Source organism: Caulobacter sp. SRI_008 (assembly GCF_057586355.1).
The window spans coordinates 16910-35002 of sequence record NZ_JBYCZS010000005.1 but is presented as its reverse complement, the minus strand read 5'-3'; the positions used below and the strand labels follow the sequence as shown (position 1 = coordinate 35002).

The 18093-nt window shown below is 68.3% G+C and carries 20 protein-coding genes and 2 tRNA genes; 10 read left to right on the top strand and 12 right to left on the bottom strand.

The window, feature by feature from the left end:
* Positions 1-113: 113 nt before the first annotated feature.
* Positions 114-929, bottom strand: a complete 816-nt coding sequence (locus AC2YHT_RS06070) for a DUF2806 domain-containing protein (RefSeq protein ID WP_487288686.1) — start codon at positions 927-929, stop codon at positions 114-116.
* Positions 930-1046: 117 nt separating this feature from the next.
* Here AC2YHT_RS06070 and AC2YHT_RS06065 point away from each other — a divergent pair, with 117 nt between their 5' ends.
* Positions 1047-1790 carry an EcsC family protein gene (locus AC2YHT_RS06065; RefSeq protein ID WP_487288837.1) on the top strand — a complete coding sequence of 248 codons (744 nt, stop codon included), beginning with the start codon at positions 1047-1049 and terminating at the stop codon, positions 1788-1790.
* Between the two features lie 132 nt (positions 1791-1922).
* Here the strand turns inward: AC2YHT_RS06065 and AC2YHT_RS06060 are convergent, their stop codons facing one another.
* Both AC2YHT_RS06060 and AC2YHT_RS06055 read right to left on the bottom strand, forming a co-directional pair.
* Positions 1923-2558 (bottom strand): DsbA family oxidoreductase, encoded by a 636-nt coding sequence (locus AC2YHT_RS06060; RefSeq protein ID WP_487288684.1) that lies wholly within the window; start codon positions 2556-2558, stop codon positions 1923-1925.
* Between the two features lie 9 nt (positions 2559-2567).
* A complete protein-coding gene (locus tag AC2YHT_RS06055) occupies positions 2568-3890 on the bottom strand; it encodes a diguanylate cyclase domain-containing protein (RefSeq protein WP_110121253.1) in 1323 nt (440 codons plus the stop codon).
* Positions 3891-4072: 182 nt separating this feature from the next.
* On the opposite strand from AC2YHT_RS06055, the gene AC2YHT_RS06050 reads away from it, so the two are divergent.
* Both AC2YHT_RS06050 and AC2YHT_RS06045 read left to right on the top strand, forming a co-directional pair.
* Entirely contained in the window at positions 4073-5200 is a 1128-nt protein-coding gene (locus AC2YHT_RS06050) for a CaiB/BaiF CoA transferase family protein (RefSeq protein WP_487288683.1), read from the top strand.
* Positions 5201-5442: 242 nt separating this feature from the next.
* Positions 5443-6393: a YihY/virulence factor BrkB family protein gene (locus AC2YHT_RS06045; RefSeq protein ID WP_487288682.1), complete on the top strand. Its 951-nt coding sequence runs from the start codon at positions 5443-5445 to the stop codon at positions 6391-6393.
* Here the strand turns inward: AC2YHT_RS06045 and AC2YHT_RS06040 are convergent.
* The 5 genes from AC2YHT_RS06040 to AC2YHT_RS06020 all read right to left on the bottom strand — a co-directional run bounded on the left by AC2YHT_RS06040 (position 6365) and on the right by AC2YHT_RS06020 (position 10063).
* Positions 6365-6595, bottom strand: a complete 231-nt coding sequence (locus tag AC2YHT_RS06040) for a sulfurtransferase TusA family protein (RefSeq protein WP_487288681.1) — start codon at positions 6593-6595, stop codon at positions 6365-6367. The two genes, AC2YHT_RS06045 and AC2YHT_RS06040, sit on opposite strands and share 29 nt — an antisense overlap.
* Positions 6592-7326, bottom strand: coding sequence for a pseudouridine synthase (locus AC2YHT_RS06035; RefSeq protein WP_487288680.1), 735 nt, complete (start codon positions 7324-7326; stop codon positions 6592-6594). Before AC2YHT_RS06035 ends, AC2YHT_RS06040 begins: the two co-directional genes overlap by 4 nt.
* Positions 7323-8240: a class I SAM-dependent methyltransferase gene (locus AC2YHT_RS06030; RefSeq protein WP_487288679.1), complete on the bottom strand. Its 918-nt coding sequence runs from the start codon at positions 8238-8240 to the stop codon at positions 7323-7325. Before AC2YHT_RS06030 ends, AC2YHT_RS06035 begins: the two co-directional genes overlap by 4 nt.
* Before the next feature lie 802 nt (positions 8241-9042).
* Positions 9043-9915 carry a hypothetical protein gene (locus AC2YHT_RS06025; protein WP_487288678.1) on the bottom strand — a complete coding sequence of 291 codons (873 nt, stop codon included), beginning with the start codon at positions 9913-9915 and terminating at the stop codon, positions 9043-9045.
* 58 nt (positions 9916-9973) lie between these two features.
* Positions 9974-10063 (bottom strand) — tRNA-Ser (locus AC2YHT_RS06020).
* A 317-nt stretch (positions 10064-10380) separates the two neighbouring features.
* Here AC2YHT_RS06020 and AC2YHT_RS06015 point away from each other — a divergent pair.
* Positions 10381-11319 carry a septal ring lytic transglycosylase RlpA family protein gene (locus AC2YHT_RS06015; RefSeq protein ID WP_487288677.1) on the top strand — a complete coding sequence of 313 codons (939 nt, stop codon included), beginning with the start codon at positions 10381-10383 and terminating at the stop codon, positions 11317-11319.
* Here the strand turns inward: AC2YHT_RS06015 and AC2YHT_RS06010 are convergent.
* Positions 11316-11681, bottom strand: a complete 366-nt coding sequence (locus tag AC2YHT_RS06010; RefSeq protein WP_487288676.1) for a hypothetical protein — start codon at positions 11679-11681, stop codon at positions 11316-11318. The genes AC2YHT_RS06015 and AC2YHT_RS06010 overlap by 4 nt on opposite strands.
* Positions 11682-11759: 78 nt before the next feature.
* Between AC2YHT_RS06010 and tmk the strand changes: the two genes are divergently transcribed.
* From tmk to AC2YHT_RS05990, 4 genes are read left to right on the top strand one after another with little or no spacing between them, the layout of a single operon-like run.
* Positions 11760-12389 carry a dTMP kinase gene (gene tmk / locus AC2YHT_RS06005; RefSeq protein WP_487288675.1) on the top strand — a complete coding sequence of 210 codons (630 nt, stop codon included), beginning with the start codon at positions 11760-11762 and terminating at the stop codon, positions 12387-12389.
* Positions 12386-13393 carry a DNA polymerase III subunit delta' gene (locus AC2YHT_RS06000; RefSeq protein WP_487288674.1) on the top strand — a complete coding sequence of 336 codons (1008 nt, stop codon included), beginning with the start codon at positions 12386-12388 and terminating at the stop codon, positions 13391-13393. Before tmk ends, AC2YHT_RS06000 begins: the two co-directional genes overlap by 4 nt.
* Positions 13394-13397: 4 nt before the next feature.
* Entirely contained in the window at positions 13398-14177 is a 780-nt protein-coding gene (locus AC2YHT_RS05995) for a TatD family hydrolase (RefSeq protein WP_487288672.1), read from the top strand.
* Positions 14174-14989 carry an MBL fold metallo-hydrolase gene (locus tag AC2YHT_RS05990; RefSeq protein WP_487288671.1) on the top strand — a complete coding sequence of 272 codons (816 nt, stop codon included), beginning with the start codon at positions 14174-14176 and terminating at the stop codon, positions 14987-14989. Before AC2YHT_RS05995 ends, AC2YHT_RS05990 begins: the two co-directional genes overlap by 4 nt.
* Here AC2YHT_RS05990 and AC2YHT_RS05985 read toward each other — a convergent pair.
* The gene (locus AC2YHT_RS05985; protein WP_487288669.1) at positions 14986-15564 is read right to left on the bottom strand and encodes an NUDIX domain-containing protein; all 579 of its coding nucleotides are present in this window, start codon (positions 15562-15564) and stop codon (positions 14986-14988) included. The two genes, AC2YHT_RS05990 and AC2YHT_RS05985, sit on opposite strands and share 4 nt — an antisense overlap.
* A gap of 47 nt (positions 15565-15611) precedes the next feature.
* Positions 15612-16097, bottom strand: coding sequence for a hypothetical protein (locus AC2YHT_RS05980; RefSeq protein ID WP_487288668.1), 486 nt, complete (start codon positions 16095-16097; stop codon positions 15612-15614).
* 238 nt (positions 16098-16335) lie between these two features.
* On the opposite strand from AC2YHT_RS05980, the gene AC2YHT_RS05975 reads away from it, so the two are divergent.
* The gene (locus AC2YHT_RS05975) at positions 16336-17139 is read left to right on the top strand and encodes a hypothetical protein (protein ID WP_487288667.1); all 804 of its coding nucleotides are present in this window, start codon (positions 16336-16338) and stop codon (positions 17137-17139) included.
* Here AC2YHT_RS05975 and AC2YHT_RS05970 read toward each other — a convergent pair.
* Positions 17136-17546, bottom strand: coding sequence for a hypothetical protein (locus AC2YHT_RS05970; RefSeq protein WP_487288665.1), 411 nt, complete (start codon positions 17544-17546; stop codon positions 17136-17138). The two genes, AC2YHT_RS05975 and AC2YHT_RS05970, sit on opposite strands and share 4 nt — an antisense overlap.
* A 349-nt stretch (positions 17547-17895) precedes the next feature.
* Between AC2YHT_RS05970 and AC2YHT_RS05965 the strand changes: the two genes are divergently transcribed.
* Positions 17896-17970: transfer RNA gene (locus tag AC2YHT_RS05965), tRNA-Asn, on the top strand.
* Positions 17971-18093: the final 123 nt, after the last annotated feature.

Sequence of the window (18093 nt, the reverse complement as noted above, 5' to 3'; positions counted from 1 at the left end):
ACTCCGACAGCGAGACGGCGAACCGGCGCGCTTGGGGATAGAGCGGGCGATAGGTGTGGACGCTGGTCCAGGGTGTGGACGCTAATGTGGACGCCCGTGTGGACGGGCTGTGGTCAGATGGTTTCCAGCACGGTCGCGCCGTCCGGCGCCACGGCGTGCAGCACGTGGAAGCGCGCGCCGGGGCGTCGATCCGCCAGCGCCTGGGCGATGCGGCGGGCGCGAGTCAGGGCCGGCTCGTTCGAGGCCAGCCGCCGCCACTCCAGTCCGACCGGCGACAGCACATAGACGCCGAACGAGGTCGGGGCGGCCAGCGACGCGCCCAGGCCGTGCTCGCCCTCCATCGTCACCGTCGCCAGCGAAGTGGCCGCCATCGGCAGGTTGAAGGTGTCGCCGCCGCCGGAGATCAGGCCTGCCGCCTCCAGGGCGACGGCTTCCGGCTTGCTGAAGCCGCAGGCCTCCTGGAACACCACGTCGTTCAGCGAATGGGCGGCGGCCGTGGCGAAGAGGCCGATGGTGCGCGACGGCAGTTCGGCCAGCAGACGCATGGCGTGCACCGAGAAACTGCCGGGCGACAGCATCTCGCCGGCCAGCACCATTCCCCACAGCGTGAGGGCTCGGTCGCCGTGGGCGCGCTCCACGTGATCGACGAAGGCGTTCATCCAGGCCGGATCGACCCTGGCCTGGGTCCGGCCGCGCGTGGCGTGTTCGGCGATGCGGGCCACCGTCTCGCGCGCCGTCTGGCGACGGGCGAACTCGCGAAGCTGGGTCGAGACCGCCCGCGACAGCAGGGCGTCCGATCCCGTCGCCGCGCCCATCAGGCCGGTCGCGAAGGCGGGCGGGGCGTCGTGGCCTTCGGGGCCGGCGACCAGGCGTCCCAGAACGGCGGGACGGACGGGCGACGAGGTCGGCGTTTCAATCGACAGGTACAACGGACTCTTGGCCTCGCGCGGAATGCGTCATGATCCGGCGGCCGGCGTGTCAAATCGGCCCGCCGCCATGATTCTCAGCGACCTTCAGGCAAGGCTCGCGCCATTCCGGAGAGCCTCCTGGCCCAGACCGCCGCCACCGCCGATCTCGCCGCCTGGCGCGCCGAGATGACCAAGCCGCCCGGCGCGCTGGGCCTGGCCGCCCGCGCGGTGCAGCTGAAGGTCAACAAGATCATCCCGGAGAAGGTGCACGCGGCGATCACCGCCGCCATGCAGGGCATGACACGGGCCATTTTGACGGGCTCGGACTTCGCCACCGGCGCGCCGCTGGTCCAGGCCACGCTGGACGAGCGGCTGGTTCGCGTGCGGGCGGCCATCGACGGCTGGAAGAAGGCCGCCGCCGCCGAGGGCGGCATCGCCGGGGCAGGGGGCTTCGTGCTCGCCGCCGCCGACTTCCCGCTCTTGATGAGCTTCAAGATCAAGCTGCTGTTCGAGATCGCCGCCGCTTTCGGCCATGACGGCGCGGAACTCTCCGAGCGGCTCTACATCCTGCACATCTTCGAGCTGGCCTTTTCGGACTCGGGTCACCGCGCCCGGGTGTTCGAGGCCATGGACGGCTGGGACCAGCGCCAGCACCCGACCGACCTCTCTGGCTTCGACTGGCGCGCCTTCCAGCAGCAGTATCGCGACCACATCGATCTTGCGAAACTGGCTCAGCTCCTGCCCGTCGTCGGCGCGCCGGTCGGGGCGATCGTCAACTGGCGTCTGGTCGAGAAGCTGGGGCACACGGCAGTGATGGCGTATCGTATGCGGCTTGAATCTCTTCAACCTCTCCCAGAGGGAGAGGGAGGGGCCCATGCGTAGCATGGGAGGGTGAGGGGTTAGGGACCTTTCCGGATAAGGCGCGGATCAAGGGTGACGAGACCGCCAGCGGCGTACGCCCTCACCCTCCCACCGCTTCGCGGCGGGCCCCTCCCTCTCCCCACGGGAGAGGTTTTAAAGAAGCGCCTGGTCGATCGCCTTCTGCAGGTTCTCTGGGCTCTCGGCCCCGACCACCGCCACCTTGCCGGCGAAGATCGCCACCGGCACGCCGGTGACGCCGCCGCGCACGGCCATGGCGTGCTGCTGGACGATCACGTCCTTGTCGGCGCCTTCCGACAGCAGGCCCAGAACCGCCACCTCGTCCATGCCGGCGCCCTTGGCGATGTCGGCCAGCACCACGGGATCGCCGATATCGCGGCCCTGCTCGAAATAGGCCGCGAACAGGGCCTCGACCACCTCGTCCTGCACGGCCGCGCCGCGCGCCCAGCGGATCAGACGGTGGGCGGCGCTGGTGTTGGGCGACAGGGCGATCTTGTCGAAGGCGAAGTCGATGCCTTCCTCGGCCCCAGCTTCCTGCAGCGCCTTATGCACGGCCTTCAGCCGCACCGGATCCTTGAACTTGCCGGCCATGTAGGCGGCGCGGTCGACGCCTTCCTCGGGAAGAGTCGGATCCAGCTGATAGGGCCGCCAGACGACGATCGGCTCGAGGTCCGGACGGGCGGCCAGGGCGCTCTTCACCCGTCGCCAGCCCAGATAGCACCACGGGCAGACGACGTCGGCGACGACGTCGACGGTGATCGGCTGACCCATAACTTGCTCCTAGACGGCTTTCTGGAGCGCCAGCGAGGCGGCGCGTTCCAGCGCATGGATGGCGGTTTCGCCCGGCTCGATCTGGGCCACGCCGATGTCGAACTCGCAGACGAATGGGCTGCGGTCCTCGCCGGCGTCGAAGGCGGTGCAGCCGATGACGGCGGCGATGCGCTCGGCGGCGGCCTTGGCGGCGGCCAGGTTGGTGGCCGGCAGGGCCAGCGCGAAGACTTCCGGCGCCAGGCGGGCGGCGGTGTCCTCGACGCGGACCAGGCGACCGACCATCGAGCCGATCTGCGGGATGGCCCGGTCCAGCCAGCCGTTCTGCCGCGCCCAGACGACCTCGGGCTTGTCGGCGACGCGCAGCACGCCGATCGACAGCGGCCGCCCACGCTCGCGCGCCGCGCCGGCCAGCCGCGCCAGGTGGGCGGCGAACAGGTCGCGGGTGAAGAGGCCGGTGGCGGCGTCCATCAGGCCCGAGCTGCGGGCCTTCTCCAGCGCGCCGCGAATGGCTTCGCCGCGACGGTAGTTGCGGGCCAGCTCGATCACGCGGCGGGCGGTGTCGCCCTCCGGCGTCTGGGGCGAGGCCACGTCGGAGACGCCGCGATGGAACGCCTCGGACATGGTCACGTAGCTCTCGGCGTTCATGTAGAGCAGAGCCGGGATGTGGAAGAGCCGGGTGTTGCGGCGCATGCCGGCGGCGATCGACATCGCCTCCTGCTGGTTCTCGCCGGCCCACAGCACCACCGCGTCGAACGCCCGCTCGTGCAGGTAGTCGAAGGCTGTGTAGGCGGTGAAGGCGCCGACCACGTCCGCGCCGCCGCGGGTCAGGGCGTTGGAGAGGGCCAGGAACTGCGGGGCGGGCTCGCCGATGGCCAGTACGCGATAAGGCGTGGCCGTGGGCTCGGGCAGGTCCAGCCGGCGGCCGCGATCGCCGAAGGTGGTCAGGCGAAGCTCGAACTCTTCCTCGGCGATGGCTGTGCGGACCAGGGACTCCAGGCGCAGCACCGCCTGCGACGGATGCAGCGGCGGCGACAGGGTCAGGTCGAAGGCGGCCTGGCCGGCGTCGGTGCCCGGCTCGCCGATGGCGATCACCGGCAGGCGGCGCGGGGCCACGGCGGCCTTGAGGCGGCGAGCCAGCGTCTGGCTGTCGGGACCGGCCGCGTCGATGTCGACGATCACGGCCTCGATCTGCAGATCGCCCAGCGCCGCCAGGGCCGCATAGGGGCCGCGGGCGGTGATGGTGCGCCAGCCCAGCCGGTCCAGCCCCTCGGAAAGGGGACCGGCCCGCGTGTCGTCACGCGCCACGATCAGGATCCGGGCGTTCACCGCCAAATTCGTTCTCCGCTGGCGCAGGGCCTCGATTCGCGAGCCAACATAGCAGAGGCGGGGGTGCGGCAAAGGGATGCAAGGTCGCAGCCTTTACCTTGTCGACAGGTGGTTTGCGGCCGGGCTTGCCTGACCGAGCGTCAGCCGGGTCCTACTGGCGCCAACAGAACAGAAAACGGGAGGAACGCATGGGCCAGGGACCGCTGTCGGGGCTGAAGGTGCTGGAGTTCGCCGGGATCGGCCCGGGGCCGTTCTGCGGCATGCTGCTGTCGGACCTCGGCGCAGACGTCGTGCGCATCGACCGCAAGGGCTCGGGCCGCTCCTCGCCCGCCGACGTCACCGCCCGCGGCCGCCGTTCGGTGGCGCTGGACCTCAAGCAGCCAGCCGCGGTCGAAACCTGCCTCAAGCTGATGGAGACCGCCGACGCGGTGTTCGAGGGCTTCCGTCCCGGGGTGATGGAACGCCTGGGCCTGGGACCCGACGTCGCCCTGGCCCGTAACCCCAGGCTCGTCTACGGCCGCATGACCGGCTGGGGCCAGACCGGCCCCTACGCCAAGGCCGCCGGCCACGACATGAACTACATCGCCATCACCGGCGCCCTCGACGCCATCGGGACGGAGGACAAGCCGATCCCGCCGCTGAACCTGGTCGGCGACTTCGGGGGCGGGGCGCTCTATCTGGCCTTCGGCCTGCTGGCGGGGGTGATCCATGCGCGCGAGAGCGGTCAAGGCCAGGTCATCGACTGCGCCATGAGCGACGGCGCGGCCTCGCTGATGGCGATGTTCTACGGCTTCAAGGCCATGGGCATGTGGCGCGAGGGGCGGCGCGGCAACCTGCTCGACGGCGGGGCCCACTTCTACGACACCTATCGCTGCGCCGACGGCAAGTGGGTGTCGATCGGCTCGATCGAGCCGCAGTTCTACCTGCTGCTGCTGGAGAAGACCGGCATCACCGACCCGCACTTCCAGGCCCAGATGAGCCGGGAGGACTGGCCGGCCCTGCGCGAGAAGCTGGCCGCCGTGATCGTCACCAAGACCCGCGACGAATGGTGCGCGCTGATGGACGCCACCGATGTCTGCTTCGCCCCTGTCCTCTCCATGGACGAGGCCCCCGACCACGCCCACAACAAGGCCCGCGAGACCTTCGTCGAGGTCGCCGGCGTCATCCAGCCCGCGCCCGCGCCGCGCTTTTCAGCCACGCCAGGCGTCATCCAGGGCCCGCCACCGAAGATCGGGGCTGACAACGCCCAGGCCCTGTCGGACTGGGGCTTCGATGGCGCGGCCATCGCCGAACTGGAGGCGTCTGGGGCGCTGTAGGGGCGAGGTTTTCGCACCCTCGCCAAACTGACAACCACGTTCAGGCGCGGTTCAGGCGGCGAATCCTAATTTCGACCTGTAACCGGCCGCTGCGCCAACCCGTCCCTCGATGTGGCGTCCGGTTCAGGCAAGTCCTGCGGAGACGCGTCGCTTTCCCTGAGGCGGCGCGTCTTTGACTGTTTGGCGACAAGCAGAGCCGCCAAGGGTTGCTTCACCAGGCGGGCGAGGGCAGTTTCCGGCGGATGCAGCCCCCCAAGGCCCCCATCCGCTGGCGAGACCTCGATCTCGACCCGATCCACTGGATCCAGGAAATTCTCCGCGTCCTCGGCCTGGCCCTGTCCCGGCTGTGGGGGCGCGACGTCATGCTCTACGTCGGCGGCGTCTCGTTCTTCGCCCTGCTGGCCGTGTTCCCGGGCCTGGCCATACTGATCGGGCTCTACAGCCTGCTGCTGGATCCCAGCACAGCCGCCCGCCAGGCCGACGCCCTGGCCTTCATGATGCCGACCGGCGCTCGGCCGATCTTCCAGAGCGAGATGCAGCGCCTGGCCCATGCGCCGGTCTACACCGTCTCGCTGCAGAGCCTCGTCATCCTGGTCATCGGCGTCTACGCCGCCCATCGCGGCTTCAAGGCCCTGCTGGCCGGCCTGTCGTTCATCCATGACGAGGAGGACCAGCGCGGCTTCTTCGGCTTCAACCTGATGGCGCTGTTCGTGCTGATCGCGGCCTTCGGCCTGCTGTTCGCCATGTCGGGCATCTTCCTGACCTTCCGGCTGCTCTCCAGCACCCTGGACCTGCGGCCGCTGCAGGGCGTGTCGTGGATCCAGAGCGAGTGGAGCTGGGCGACCTTCGGCCTCGTGGTCGGCATGACCCTGATCTACCGCTACGCCATGTCGCGCGTGCCGGTCGGCTGGCGCGCCTCGATCACCGGCGGCGTCGCCGCGGCCCTGTTCTGCGTCTTCATGTCGTGGGCCAGCGCCTTCTACGTCGAGAAGGTGGCCCACCTGGGCGCGACCTACGGCTCGATCTCGGCCGTGATCATCTTCCTGATCTGGCTGTCGTGGAGCGTGAACGCGGTGTTCTTCGGCGGGGCCCTGGCCACCGAGGTCGAGATCGCCCTCGACGAGCGGCCCCAGGCCCTGCTCGACGGCCCCAAGGCCATCGGCCTCAAGGCGCCTTCGTCACCCGAAAGCTGATCGCGCCGGAGGGCAGGTCCTCGACCCCCTCCAGCGTCGCCCCCAGCTGGCGGGCTAAGTGCGGCACGTCGATGCGGGCCAGCGGATCGTCGGCCAGGAGGCGCACGGTCGCGCCAGCCGGGGCATGCTCCAGCGCCCGGCGCAGCCGCAAGGTCGGCACGGGGCAGCGATGGCCCCGGGCGTCGACCTCGATGTCGCTCATGAAAACACCTGCTCGGCCTCTTCGGCGGAGAGGATCCGATACTTGCCGGGCTCCAGGTCGCTGGGCAGCGTGATCCCGCCGATCCGCTCGCGATGCAGGGCGACCACGTGGTTGCCCATGGCCGCGAACATCCGGCGCACCTGATGATAGCGACCCTCGGTGATGGTCAGGCGGGCGGTGGTCTCGTCGACCACGTCCAGCTGCGCCGGCAGCAGCGGCTTTTCCTCACCTTCCAGCATCAGCGTCCCGCTGGCGAAGGCTTCTCCCTCCTTGCCCGACAGCGGCCGGTCGAGGCTGGCCAGATAGGTCTTGGCCACATGCCGCTTGGGCGAGATCACCCGGTGCAGGAAGTCGCCGTCGTCGGTGATCAGCAGCAGGCCCGAGGTGTCCTTGTCCAGCCGCCCCACGCTCGACAGCGCCGGATCGCGCACCTGCCAGCGACGCGGCAGCAGGTCGTAGATCTTGGCCCCGTCCTCCCGGTGCGAGCACACCACGCCCAGGGGCTTGTTCATCAGCAGCACCAGAGGGGCGGGCGGATCGACCGGAACGCCTCGGATCATCAGGTGCTGAGGCAGGTCGGCCGTCACCGCGATGCGCTTGCCGGCGTCCTTCAGCGGCACGCCGTCGAAGGTCACCTTGCCGGCCGAGACCAGAGCCTGCACCTCGCGCCGCGCGCCATAACCCAGATTGGCCAGCAGCCGATCCAGGCGCGCCATCAGCGGCTTGCTCATTTGACGGCCTCGAACACCTTGAAGCCGTTCTGGTCGATCACGGGGCGCACGCGGGTGAAGTGCTCGCCCAGCACCGCCTCGTAGGGCAGGTGGCGGTTGGCCACCAGCCACAGCGCGCCGCCCTTCTTCAGCAGGGCCGCGGCGCCGCGAATGAAGGCCTGGCCCAGCGCCTTGTCCTCGCCGCCGCCTTCATGGAACGGGGGATTGGAGACCACGAAGTCGAGGCCCGAAAGCTCCGGCAGGCCCAGCCGCACGTCGGCGTGCGAGAAGCTCACCCGATCGTCCCCCACATTGCGCCGCGCGGCGTCCAGCGCCCGGCGGTCGATGTCGATCAGGGCCAGCTTCGTCACCTTGGGCGAGGCCAGCACCTGGTGGGCCAGAACCCCAATGCCGCAGCCGAGGTCCGCGCCGGCGCCGGAAAAGGCGGGCAGGGCGCTCATCAAGAGGGCGGTGCCGGTGTCGAGGCGATCCCAGCTGAACACGCCGGGCTGGGTCCACAGGCCCTCGCCGTCGATGCGGCGCGGCGCGCCCTCGGCCAGGGCCTCGGTGAGACCCGCCGGCGCCTCGGGGCGCAGGGTGATGCAGATGCGGTGGTGACGGCGGGCGTCTTCGCCGATCTTGCAGCCGAACGCCTCCAGCTCCTTCTTCAGCCGCAGGCCGCCGCGATCCTTCGGTGCGGCCACGGTCAGCCGGCCGCCGGGCTTCAGCGCCCGCAGCATCTGGGCCAGCACATAGCGGCGCTCCACGGCGCCGGCCGGGGCCAGGGCGACGAAAGCGTCCAGCGAAGCGTCCGCCTGCTCTTCCAGCGGCTCGGCGCCCGGCACGGTCGGAGCCGTCTGGATCGCGCCGCGCGGCGTCTCGATCACCTCGCGCGGGGGAAAGCCATAGACGGCGGCGGAGGTCGTGTCGGTCATGGAGGTCAGGATCTTGATCGTAAAAGGGCGACGGGACGAAGGCCGTCTTTGAAAGGGCGTTGGTTACCTTGGGCGGGCTTCCGACGCCAGTGGGTGCGCCAGAAGGAGGGTCCGCCGTGGCCAAGCTCCGTGCGCGCCGCCTGTAAGGTCTTCGAAGCCCCGTTCGGCTTCCACGATTCCGTCGCCGCCGCGTCCATTCGGCAAGCGGCGCTCGACGCCTGGGGCAGCAACCGAGGTTGCGCGCGTGCTTGCGCGGTCGTTATGGGAGCACCATGTCGAGGCTGTGCTTTGGCAGCAGCGCCGTGAGGTTGCGCAGTTTCAGCGCCTGCTTGAGCTTGCTCTCGTTCTGAAAGTGATCGGGTCCTAGCGGTGGCAGTCGCTCGGTCTCTTCTGGCGCTGGTGCAAAAGCTCGAACGCAAACACGTGCCACCTATCCTCGCCAAATTTGACGGCCCAATAGGGTGGGCCATGTTTGAGGCCGATGCTCAGGCGGGCACCGCTGAAGGTAGGTATGACGCCCGGGATATGCCCATGGTTGTCGCCTGTTTGAAGCGATAGCTTATGCTGCCCTCCGCTATCACGATGAAGCCGCACCGGAGCTGAAATGTACGAGGAAAAGAAAAATGCAGAGGGTCGCTCAATCGCGATCCGCTTGCTTGTCGATATGCCTTGGGCGGTCAGAGCGTTTTTTGTAATCCTTCTCGTGGACCTCGGCGCGATCCTTCTTTTTGGCTTTTGCCACCGGTGGACCGGAATCGCTGCGTTCGAAACGGTCTCCGTGGAGTTGATAAGCTACCTCAAGCTAATCATCGGAGCCATCATCGGTGCCCTCTCCACTCACGCGAAGACTTTCCTCGATGGCAAGAAATAGTTTTAGCGGCATAATGCCAAGTTTGGAAAGAGATAGGGGGCCAATCTTTGTAAATATTATCCCCCCATATTTATGTAGATTTTCCAGAAATATATCTGGATGACTTATAAGTTCGTATCCGAGGCCTGAGCTTCGTCTCCACTCCAGCCTAATGATGTTGAAGACTGTTAGCGCAACAATAGCCGCGGCGAATGGAGTTGCAAAAATTAACCGAAATATCACGAATATTGGTGCATCTACGAGCAGGGCTAGAATAAGTAAGTCTGCTGTGAATTCCCATCTATAACGAGTGATGTAGAATCCAGACAACAATCGCATTCCAACCCAGGCGAGCTGAAATTTGGGGGGAAGTATGTGTGAAAGCCTCCAGCCCGTTTTGATGAAGCCCCCGTCAAGCGTCAATCCTTGGTAATCGACGACTTCATCATCTGACTTATCGATGAAATGTTCGTCGCCTAGCGGAGCGTTCAGCCTGGCCGGTAGCACCCTGGAGCCCTTGGCTATTGTATTAATATGGTGAGTACGTATGCCGCCCAAAGTCATGTGGCGCACTTTGCCATCACCAATGTATCCGGCTGCGTGATCGACAAACGCGGAGGCAAAATACATTGTGCCCCAGGATAAAATTGAATCAAATCTCTGAGTAAGAATTATGTCGCCCACCCTTAGTTGGGCGATTAAATCATCTGGGAGGCTATCGACGAAGCCAAGGCTTAATGCGCTCGCGCCTGCGCTCTCCCCATAGCGACCACGTCTAGATCGATACTTGAGGTAATCAATCAGAGCAAAGATCACGTCGGCCACCCCAATTGGATGTTGCTATCGTCGCGACCGATGCCCCGCCAGAGGGCGCAGAACGAGGTGGCGGAAGCGGTGGGATTCGAACCCACGGACGGCTTTCACCGTCGCTGGTTTTCAAGACCAGTGCCTTAAACCACTCGGCCACACTTCCGTACCGACTCGTCGCTGCCGCTTATGACAGGCTTATCGGTATTTTTGCCGCCGAGCTACGCGCCGAAGGTCGCCAGCTAAGCGGCTGTAAGCACGCTCTTATTTCCAGGTCGGTTGCGGTTCAAGGGGCGAACCCCCAGCAACTTTCAAGACCGCTGCCTTAAACCACTCGGCCACCTGTCCGGAGCGGGCGGCTATATCAGCGCTTGTGCTTCGGCTCCAGAACGATCTGTCGCAGGCATCCTTAACCAAGCCTAAAAACATCTGAACGAAGCTGAAACCACGATGGGGGACGACCATCCGGAGTTTTGGCGACGCATGCGGCGCACCTACAGTTCTGAAATCCGCGCGCTGAAGGTCCTGGGACTGACGGCGCTGGGCGCTGCGGGCCTGGCCGCCTGCGCGACGCCGTCGCCGCGCCTGCCGATCAACAAGCCGGTCGCCAGCAGTTCGCCCGACCGCGAATATCACGGTCCGCCGCCGCCCGGTTACGGCCAGGGCCTGCGCGGCACCGAGAAGCCCTATCAGATCAAGGGCATCTGGTACTATCCGAAGGCGGACCCTGACTACGACGTGGTCGGAACCGGCTCGTGGTACGGCGAGCAGTTCCACAACCGCCGCACCGCCAACGGCGAGCTGTTCGACATGGACCTGCCGTCGGCCGCCCATAAGACGCTGCCCCTGCCGTCGATCGTGGAGGTGACCAACCTCGACAACGGCAAGAAGATGCGCGTGCGGGTCAACGATCGCGGACCGTTCGTCGGCGACCGCCTGATCGACCTCTCCAAGGCCGCGGCCGACGAACTTGGCTACAAGGGCAGGGGTCTGGCCCGGGTGCGGGTGCGCTATATCGGCCCAGCGCCCAAGAGCGCCGTCGACCAGCCCCGCCGCTTCGCCGCCATTCCGGCCACCCCGCCGCCGTCCCAGCCGGCCTATCGGGAAATCCCGCGCGAGACGGCCGCGAATCTCTATGACCCGCCGGCCGAGGCCCCGTCGTCGCGCGTCACCAAGGTTGATGCACCGTCCAGCGGCGCCTATCGCGTCCAGGCCGGCAGCTTCGCCAACCGCGAAAACGCCCAGCGCGCCGCCGATCGCCTGGCCTCGGCCGGCCGCGTCACCGTCGAGCCGATGGATCGCGGCGGCGGCACGCTCTACCGCGTCGTCGTCAACTGCGGCGCCGACGAGGGCGAGGCCTGGGGGATCCGCGACCGCGTCGCCTCGCTCGGCTTCGGCGACGCCACGGTGCTGCGGCCCTAAGTGATTTTCGGTTCCTGGGCTTCGTCGAGCCAGACCTGATAGACGATCTGATGCTCAGCCTTTTTCGCCTGTTCGACCAGATCGGCGACGATGCTGTGCGAGTCTCGCACACGTTCAGTCCAGGGGCGTAGAGTCTCTTCCGGAGCCTGTCCTAACAGGCTGAACCGATAGTCTGCGTAGTGGTCGCTTCCGATCACTTCGAAGGCTTCTATCGTGTGAACGATGCGGTTGCCGGTCAGGCAGAGCACCGACAAGGCCAGCAGGTCGTCGCCGCTGATCCTTTCGTCCAGGCTATGGGGCGAAAGACCGGCTTCGTAGATGGCCTTCACCTTGTTAGAAGCGGGCGTGTCGCTGATGGTCATGCGGGAAACATAACCTGCTAGGGGCTGCGGTCCATTCCGCGTCTGGACAAGCCCGGCGTTCCAGCCGATTTGAGGCCGGTGACCCGCGGAACTTTCATCAGCTTCGAAGGCGGCGAAGGCGCCGGCAAATCCACTCAGGTGCGCCTCTTGGCGCAGCGGCTGGAGGCGCTCGGCCATGAGGTCGTCGTCACCCGCGAGCCAGGCGGCAGTCCCGGCGGCGAGGCGATCCGCGAACTGCTGGTGCACGGCGCGGCCGACCGCTGGTCGCCGGTCACCGAAACCCTGCTGATGTACGCCGCCCGTCGCGACCACGTGGAGCGGATAATCCGTCCCGCCCTGGATCGCGGCGCGGTGGTCGTCTGCGACCGCTTCGCCGATTCGACCCGCGCCTATCAGGGCGCCGGCGGCGATGCGCCCGCGTCGCTGATCGCCAGCCTGGAAGAGCATGTGCTGGGCGCCACGATCCCGACCCTGACCCTGGTGTTCGACCTGCCCGCCACCGTGGGCCTCGAACGCGCCTCGGCGCGGGGCGGGGCGGCGCGCTTCGAATCCAAGGGCCTGGATTTCCACGAGCGGCTGCGCGCCGGCTTCCTGGAAATCGCCCGCCGCGAACGGGATCGCTGCGCGGTGGTCGACGCGACCGCCACCATCCAAGAGGTCTCGCAAGCCGTCTGGGAGGCCGTGTCCGAGCGGCTGGACCTGGCGTGAGCGACGCGCCTCCGCATCCGCGCGACGTCTTCTCGCTCGACGGCCAGGACAAGGCCGAGGCCGCGTTCATCGACGCCCTGGGCCGCGGCCGGCTGCACCATGCCTGGCTGCTGACCGGGCCGGAGGGTGTCGGCAAGGCGACCTTGGCCTATCGCATGGCCCGCCGGCTGCTGGGCGCGCGGCCCGATCCGGCCTTCGGCCTGCTGGGCTCGGCCCCGTCGGACTTCATCAGCCGCCAGGTGGCGGCCCGCTCGCATCCCGACCTGATGGTGCTGGAGCGCGCCACCGACGACGGCAAGGCCCGCAAGTCCATCCCCGTCGACGAGGCCCGCCTGCTGCCGGGCTTCTTCGCCAATTCGCCGGCGTCCTCGCCTTACCGGGTGGCGATCATCGACGCCGCCGACGATCTCAACGTCAACGCCGCCAACGCCGTGCTGAAGACGCTGGAGGAGCCGCCGGCGCGCGGGATCATCCTGCTGATCAGCCATTCGCCGGGCAAGCTGCTGCCGACCATCCGCTCGCGCTGCCGACGCCTGGCCGTGCCCGCGCCGGGCGTCGAGCGCGCCGCCGACATGGTCGAGCACCGCCTTGGCCTGGATCGACGCCAGGCCGAGCGCCTGGGCCGCATGGCCCACGGCGCGCCCGGCAAGGCCCTGCAACTGGCGGCCGCCAAGGCCCTGGAGGCCGACGACACCGCCGGCGAGATCCTGCGCAAGCTGCCCGAGATCGACGAGGCCGCGCTGCTGGCCCTGGCCGACACCTTCAAGGGCGCCGAAGGCCAGGCCCGCTTCGAGCTCTTGTTCGAGCGCCTGGCCGACCAGATCCACGCCATGGCGACTGGCATGGCCGGCGATCGCACTCCGGCGGGCCTCGACCGCTTGGCCGGCGCCTGGGAGCGGCTGATCCGCTGGCCGATCGAGGCCGAGGCCGTGAACCTCGACCGCGCCGACGTGTTCTGGACGGCGATTGCGGACTTGCGCGCCGCCGCCAAGGCCGCCATCTGACCGCATGCTCATCGACAGCCACGTAAACCTGCACGCGCCCCAGTTCGCCGAGGACCGCGACGCCGTCATCTCCCGCGCCCGCGAGGCGGGGATCGAGATGATGCTGACCATCTGCGACAAGATCCCCAACTTCCCGGCCGTCCACGCCATCGCCATGACCGAGGCCGACATCTGGTGCACGGTCGGCGCTCACCCGCACGAGGCCAAGGACCACGTCGACCTGACGACCGCCCACCTGGTCGAGCTGGCCGGCAAGCCCCGGGTCGTCGGCATCGGCGAGACGGGCCTGGACTTCCACTATGATCTGTCGCCCCGCGAGGTGCAGGCCGCCGTGTTCAGGGAACATGTCGCCGCCGCCCGCCAGACGGGCCTGCCGCTGGTGGTCCACACCCGCGAGGCCGACGACGTCATGGGCCAGATCCTGGAGGAGGAGCACGCCAAGGGCGCCTTCAAGATCCTGATGCACTGCTACACCAGCGGCGCGGATCTGGCCCGCCGGGCCGCCGCCCTGGGCGCCTGGTTCTCGGTCTCGGGAATCGCCACCTTCAAGCAGGCCGAGGACGTGCGTTCCGTGATCCGCGACATGCCGGCCGACCGCATCATCGTCGAGACCGACTGTCCCTATCTGGCCCCCGTGCCGATGCGCGGCCGCCGCTGCGAGCCGGCCCACCTGCCGCACATCGTCGACAAGCTGGCCGAGATCCGCGGCTGGACCCGTGCTGAAGCCGAACAGCGCTCGGAGGACGCCTTCTTCGCCCTGTTCGACGCGATTCCGCGCCCATGACCGGCGGCCGGCTCGAGTTCACCATCCTCGGCAGCGGCTCCTCCGGCGGGGTGCCGCGCGCCGACGGCAATTGGGGCGACTGCGATCCGGCCGAGCCGAAGAATCACCGCTCGCGCTGCTCGATGCTGGTGCGGCGGCTGTCGGGCGGGGATCCGCGCGGCGATACGACGGTTCTCGTCGATACCTCGCCGGACCTGCGCCTCCAGACCGCCCGGGCGGGCGCTGGCCGCATCGACGCGGTGCTGTTCACCCACGACCACGCCGACCAGGCCCACGGCCTCGACGACGTACGGCCGTTCTTCCTCAATCACCGCTTCCGGATCCCGACCTACATGGATCCGGCGACCTATGACGGCCTGCTGCTGCGGTTCGGCTACGTGTTCGAGACCAAGGGCGGCTATCCGGCCATCTGCGAGGCGCGCCATCTGCCGCCGCATGGCCAAGCCTGGGGCGTCGAGGGGCCCAGCGGCGCCATCCCGGTGGTCAATTTCGACGTCGACCACGGCGAGATCCGCGCCGCCGGCTTCCGCTTCGGCGGCGTCGCCTACATGCCCGACGTGCTGCAGATCCCCGAGGAGAGCTGGCCGGACCTGCAAGGCCTCGACGTCATGATCGTCGACGCCCTGCGTTGGACCCCGCATCCGACCCACGCCAATGTCGAGCGGGCGCTGGGCTGGATCGAGCGGGCCAAGCCCAAGCGGGCGATCCTGACCAACCTGCACATCGACCTCGATTACAACGCCCTGGCCGGCCAGCTGCCGCCGGGCGTCGAGCCGGCCTATGACGGCATGCGCTTCGAGGTCGGGTTCTAGAGCGGACCGTCGAAGAGGTCGGGGCGTTTCAGCCGCAGGGCCTGCAACAGGATCCGGGTCTTGGCGTCGGCGGGCGCCGAACCGTTGGTCTCGGCCCACAGCGCGTCGAGCGGGCGCTCGATCACCTCGATGTCCTCGTGCTCCTCGGCAAGACCGCCGCCGGCGTGGGTGCGGTCAGCGACGCCGTATTCGGCCAGGAACAGCGTCATGTGCTCGCTGGACACGCCAGGCATGCTCCAGATCTCGCCGGCCAGAATGATCTCACGCAGGGTGAGGCCGGTCTCTTCCATCGCCTCGCGGCGGGCGGCGTCGGCCGGCGTCTCGCCGGCGTCGATCAGCCCGGCCGGCGCCTCGACGACGGGCTGGGCTTCCTTCATCAGCAGCGGCGCCCGCGTCAGGCGCACCACCACGGCGACCTTGCGTTCCGGATCGTAGGGCAGGACCGCGACGGCCGAGCCGTGGTCCTCGACGACGCGCTTGAAGCGCTCGCCGCCCTCGGTCTCCAGGGTCAGCATATGCAGGCGCAGCCAGCCGGAATAGGCCAGGTCGCGGGCGACGATGCGGGGCGCGGTCATGGACCCTGGATAGGCGAGCCGCGTCGTCAGGCCAAGCCTGCGGCTCGTTAGTGGACCGTCGCCATGCGCGGGGGCGGGGCTTCCTCGACAGGTTCGCCCATCCGCACGGGCAGGGGCGAGCCATCGAGCGCCAGCGCATGGTTGAGGGCGCGGGCGAAGGTGCTGGCCACCTCGGGCCGGGTCACCAGCGGGGCCAGCAGCCGGGCGGCCAGGCCCGGCGCGGCGGCGGCGAGGCCGCAGGCGGTCACCAGGCGCTGCTCGTCCATGGCGTAGCCGGCGCAGTGCGGGCACTGGATCTGCAACGGCCTGACGAGATCGCTCTCGACCAGCAGCATGGTCTGCATGAACAGCGCCGCCGTGCGCGGCGAGGCGTTGCGGGCGAAGGTCGCGCGGATCGCCGCATCGGCCGGCTGGCCCTGCAGGCGCAGCGCCGCCCAGGTGCGCACACCCCAGAGCAGCAGGCGCTCGCCCCGCGCCAGGCCCTCGGGGCCGGTGTCCTCGAAGTCCATCTCCAGTCCGCAGGCGCAGCTCATTGAGACCTCCAAGTCGGCGGACGAGTTCGGCGCAAAAGGCGTCCGGCGGAGGAGAGCTCCGCCGGACGCAGGCGATGTCATGGGTGAGGGGAGGGAAAACCCGACATCGATTTGCGATTGGTTCGCAACAAGATCTAGGACTCATGTTGTTGCGAGTCAATCTCATAAAATCATATGCAGCCTTAGCGATAGTTCGTGTTTCTATCATCGCTCACCGGTCGCGGAGGGGCGAGGCGGCATGGACTTCGATGTGAGGCGGCGCGGGGGCGCCGCTCTGCTGGCGGCTGTGGCGACGGTTGGGTCGTGGAGCCAAGCCGAGGCGGCGGCCTGGACCCAGCCCAAGGGCGGCAAGGAGGTGATCGTCAGCCTGCGCGCCCAGGACAGCACCCACGGCTTCGACGCCGGCGGCGGCGCGGTCGACATCGTCGACTACCGCAAGACCGAGCTGCAGGCCTTCGCCGAATACGGCCTGACCGACCGGCTGACCCTTGGCCTCCAGGGCTCGGTCCGCCGCCTGCGCACCGCCAACGGCCGCGCCGACGAGCCGGGGCATATCGAGGTCGGGGTCCGCTACCGCCTTCTGGCGCGCGACGGCTGGGTGATGTCGAACCAGACCTCGGTGCGCCTGCCGGGCGGCGATGCCGATCCGGGCGCGGCGCAGAAGGGCTCGCCCGACACTGAATACGACAGCCGCCTGCTGGTCGGCTGGAGCGGAACCCTGGGCGGCCGCGAGGTCTTCGCCGATGTCCAGGGCGGGCTGCGCCGCCGCGACGGCGATCCGCCCGACGAGCGGCGGTTCGAGGCCACGCTCGGCGTGCGGCCCAGGAAGCCGCTGACGCTGATGGGGCAGGCCTATGCTGTCTCGTCGCTCGGAGCCGGGCAGGGCGGCTACGAGGCCTATCGCTATCTGAACCTGGAGCTTTCGGCGGTCTACGCCCTGCCGGCCGGCTGGTCGGCCCAGGCCGGGCTTACCGGCACGGCCTCAGGCCGCAACGCCCTGCGCGAGCGTGGGGCGGTCATCGCCCTCTGGCGACGTTTCTAGTTGGCCGGAACCCGGCGGGCCAGTTCCTCCAGCCGGCGGGCAGGGGCGTCGGAGATCGCGGCCCACAGCAGGCGGGCCAACTCCAGACGATAGACGGCGGCGTAGCCGGCCGTGAACGGCGAGGTCGTGCTGCCGGGCGGCTCGGCGGCCTTGGCCTTGGCCAGGTCGCGGCGGGTCAACACCAGGGCGCGCGGAATGGGAATGTCGCCCGACCCGGCGGCCACCCAGCGGTCGGCCTCAGCGGCGGCCATGGCGGCGGCCTGGACCATCGCCCGCGCCCCGCGCAGGTCGCCCAGCAGGCCGGTCATGACGGGCGCGGCCACGGCGGGATCGCGCGCCACCTGGAAGTCGAGGCTGGCCACGCCGCGCTGGAGCGTGACCGACCACTGGTCGTCGGGTTCGTTCATGGTGAACGCTTTAGCCGCCGAGTCGGCCGGCGGGAAGATGCCGACGTATCGCTGTTACACATGGTCGCGAGCTTGGGTCGCGAGACTGGGTGGCTTAAGGAGCAACGCGAAGGCGCCTCTGGGCGGGGCGCCCGTCCGTCACCCCTGCGACCTTTTGGCGGGTCGGCGTGAAATTAAGATCTGATTAACCATGATTGGCGAGGTTGTGAGCGTCTTCTTTTTGAAGGCGCCCCACCATCACTCAACTTTTCACAGCCCGGTTTTCGAACCGGGCTGTTTTTTATCTCGAAGGCGCTTGCGCCGAGTCACCGAGGCGGCTATCAACCGCCCTCTCTTGAGAGCGACCTGTTCCGCGGTAGCTCAGTGGTAGAGCAGCCGGCTGTTAACCGGCTGGTCGTAGGTTCGAATCCTACCCGCGGAGCCACTCTTCCTTCGATCATTCGAAGACCTCGTCGCCCAGGAAATTCCTCCACAAGCTTTACCGGTTCATCTCGCCGCAGGGCGATTGTGCGGCTTGCGCCGAGTCACCGGGGCGGCTATCAACCGC

Coding starts and splice junctions, on each gene's coding strand:
- AC2YHT_RS06035 (WP_487288680.1), bottom strand. CDS start 7,326: ATGAGCAAGCCGCTGATGGCGCGCCTGGATCGGCTGCTGGCCAATCTG.
- AC2YHT_RS05970 (WP_487288665.1), bottom strand. CDS start 17,546: ATGAACGAACCCGACGACCAGTGGTCGGTCACGCTCCAGCGCGGCGTG.
- AC2YHT_RS06030 (WP_487288679.1), bottom strand. CDS start 8,240: ATGACCGACACGACCTCCGCCGCCGTCTATGGCTTTCCCCCGCGCGAG.
- AC2YHT_RS05990 (WP_487288671.1), top strand. CDS start 14,174: ATGACCGGCGGCCGGCTCGAGTTCACCATCCTCGGCAGCGGCTCCTCC.
- AC2YHT_RS05985 (WP_487288669.1), bottom strand. CDS start 15,564: ATGACCGCGCCCCGCATCGTCGCCCGCGACCTGGCCTATTCCGGCTGG.
- AC2YHT_RS05975 (WP_487288667.1), top strand. CDS start 16,336: ATGGACTTCGATGTGAGGCGGCGCGGGGGCGCCGCTCTGCTGGCGGCT.
- AC2YHT_RS06015 (WP_487288677.1), top strand. CDS start 10,381: ATGCGGCGCACCTACAGTTCTGAAATCCGCGCGCTGAAGGTCCTGGGA.
- AC2YHT_RS06040 (WP_487288681.1), bottom strand. CDS start 6,595: ATGAGCGACATCGAGGTCGACGCCCGGGGCCATCGCTGCCCCGTGCCG.
- AC2YHT_RS06010 (WP_487288676.1), bottom strand. CDS start 11,681: ATGACCATCAGCGACACGCCCGCTTCTAACAAGGTGAAGGCCATCTAC.
- AC2YHT_RS06050 (WP_487288683.1), top strand. CDS start 4,073: ATGGGCCAGGGACCGCTGTCGGGGCTGAAGGTGCTGGAGTTCGCCGGG.
- AC2YHT_RS05995 (WP_487288672.1), top strand. CDS start 13,398: ATGCTCATCGACAGCCACGTAAACCTGCACGCGCCCCAGTTCGCCGAG.
- AC2YHT_RS06045 (WP_487288682.1), top strand. CDS start 5,443: ATGCAGCCCCCCAAGGCCCCCATCCGCTGGCGAGACCTCGATCTCGAC.
- AC2YHT_RS05980 (WP_487288668.1), bottom strand. CDS start 16,097: ATGAGCTGCGCCTGCGGACTGGAGATGGACTTCGAGGACACCGGCCCC.
- AC2YHT_RS06060 (WP_487288684.1), bottom strand. CDS start 2,558: ATGGGTCAGCCGATCACCGTCGACGTCGTCGCCGACGTCGTCTGCCCG.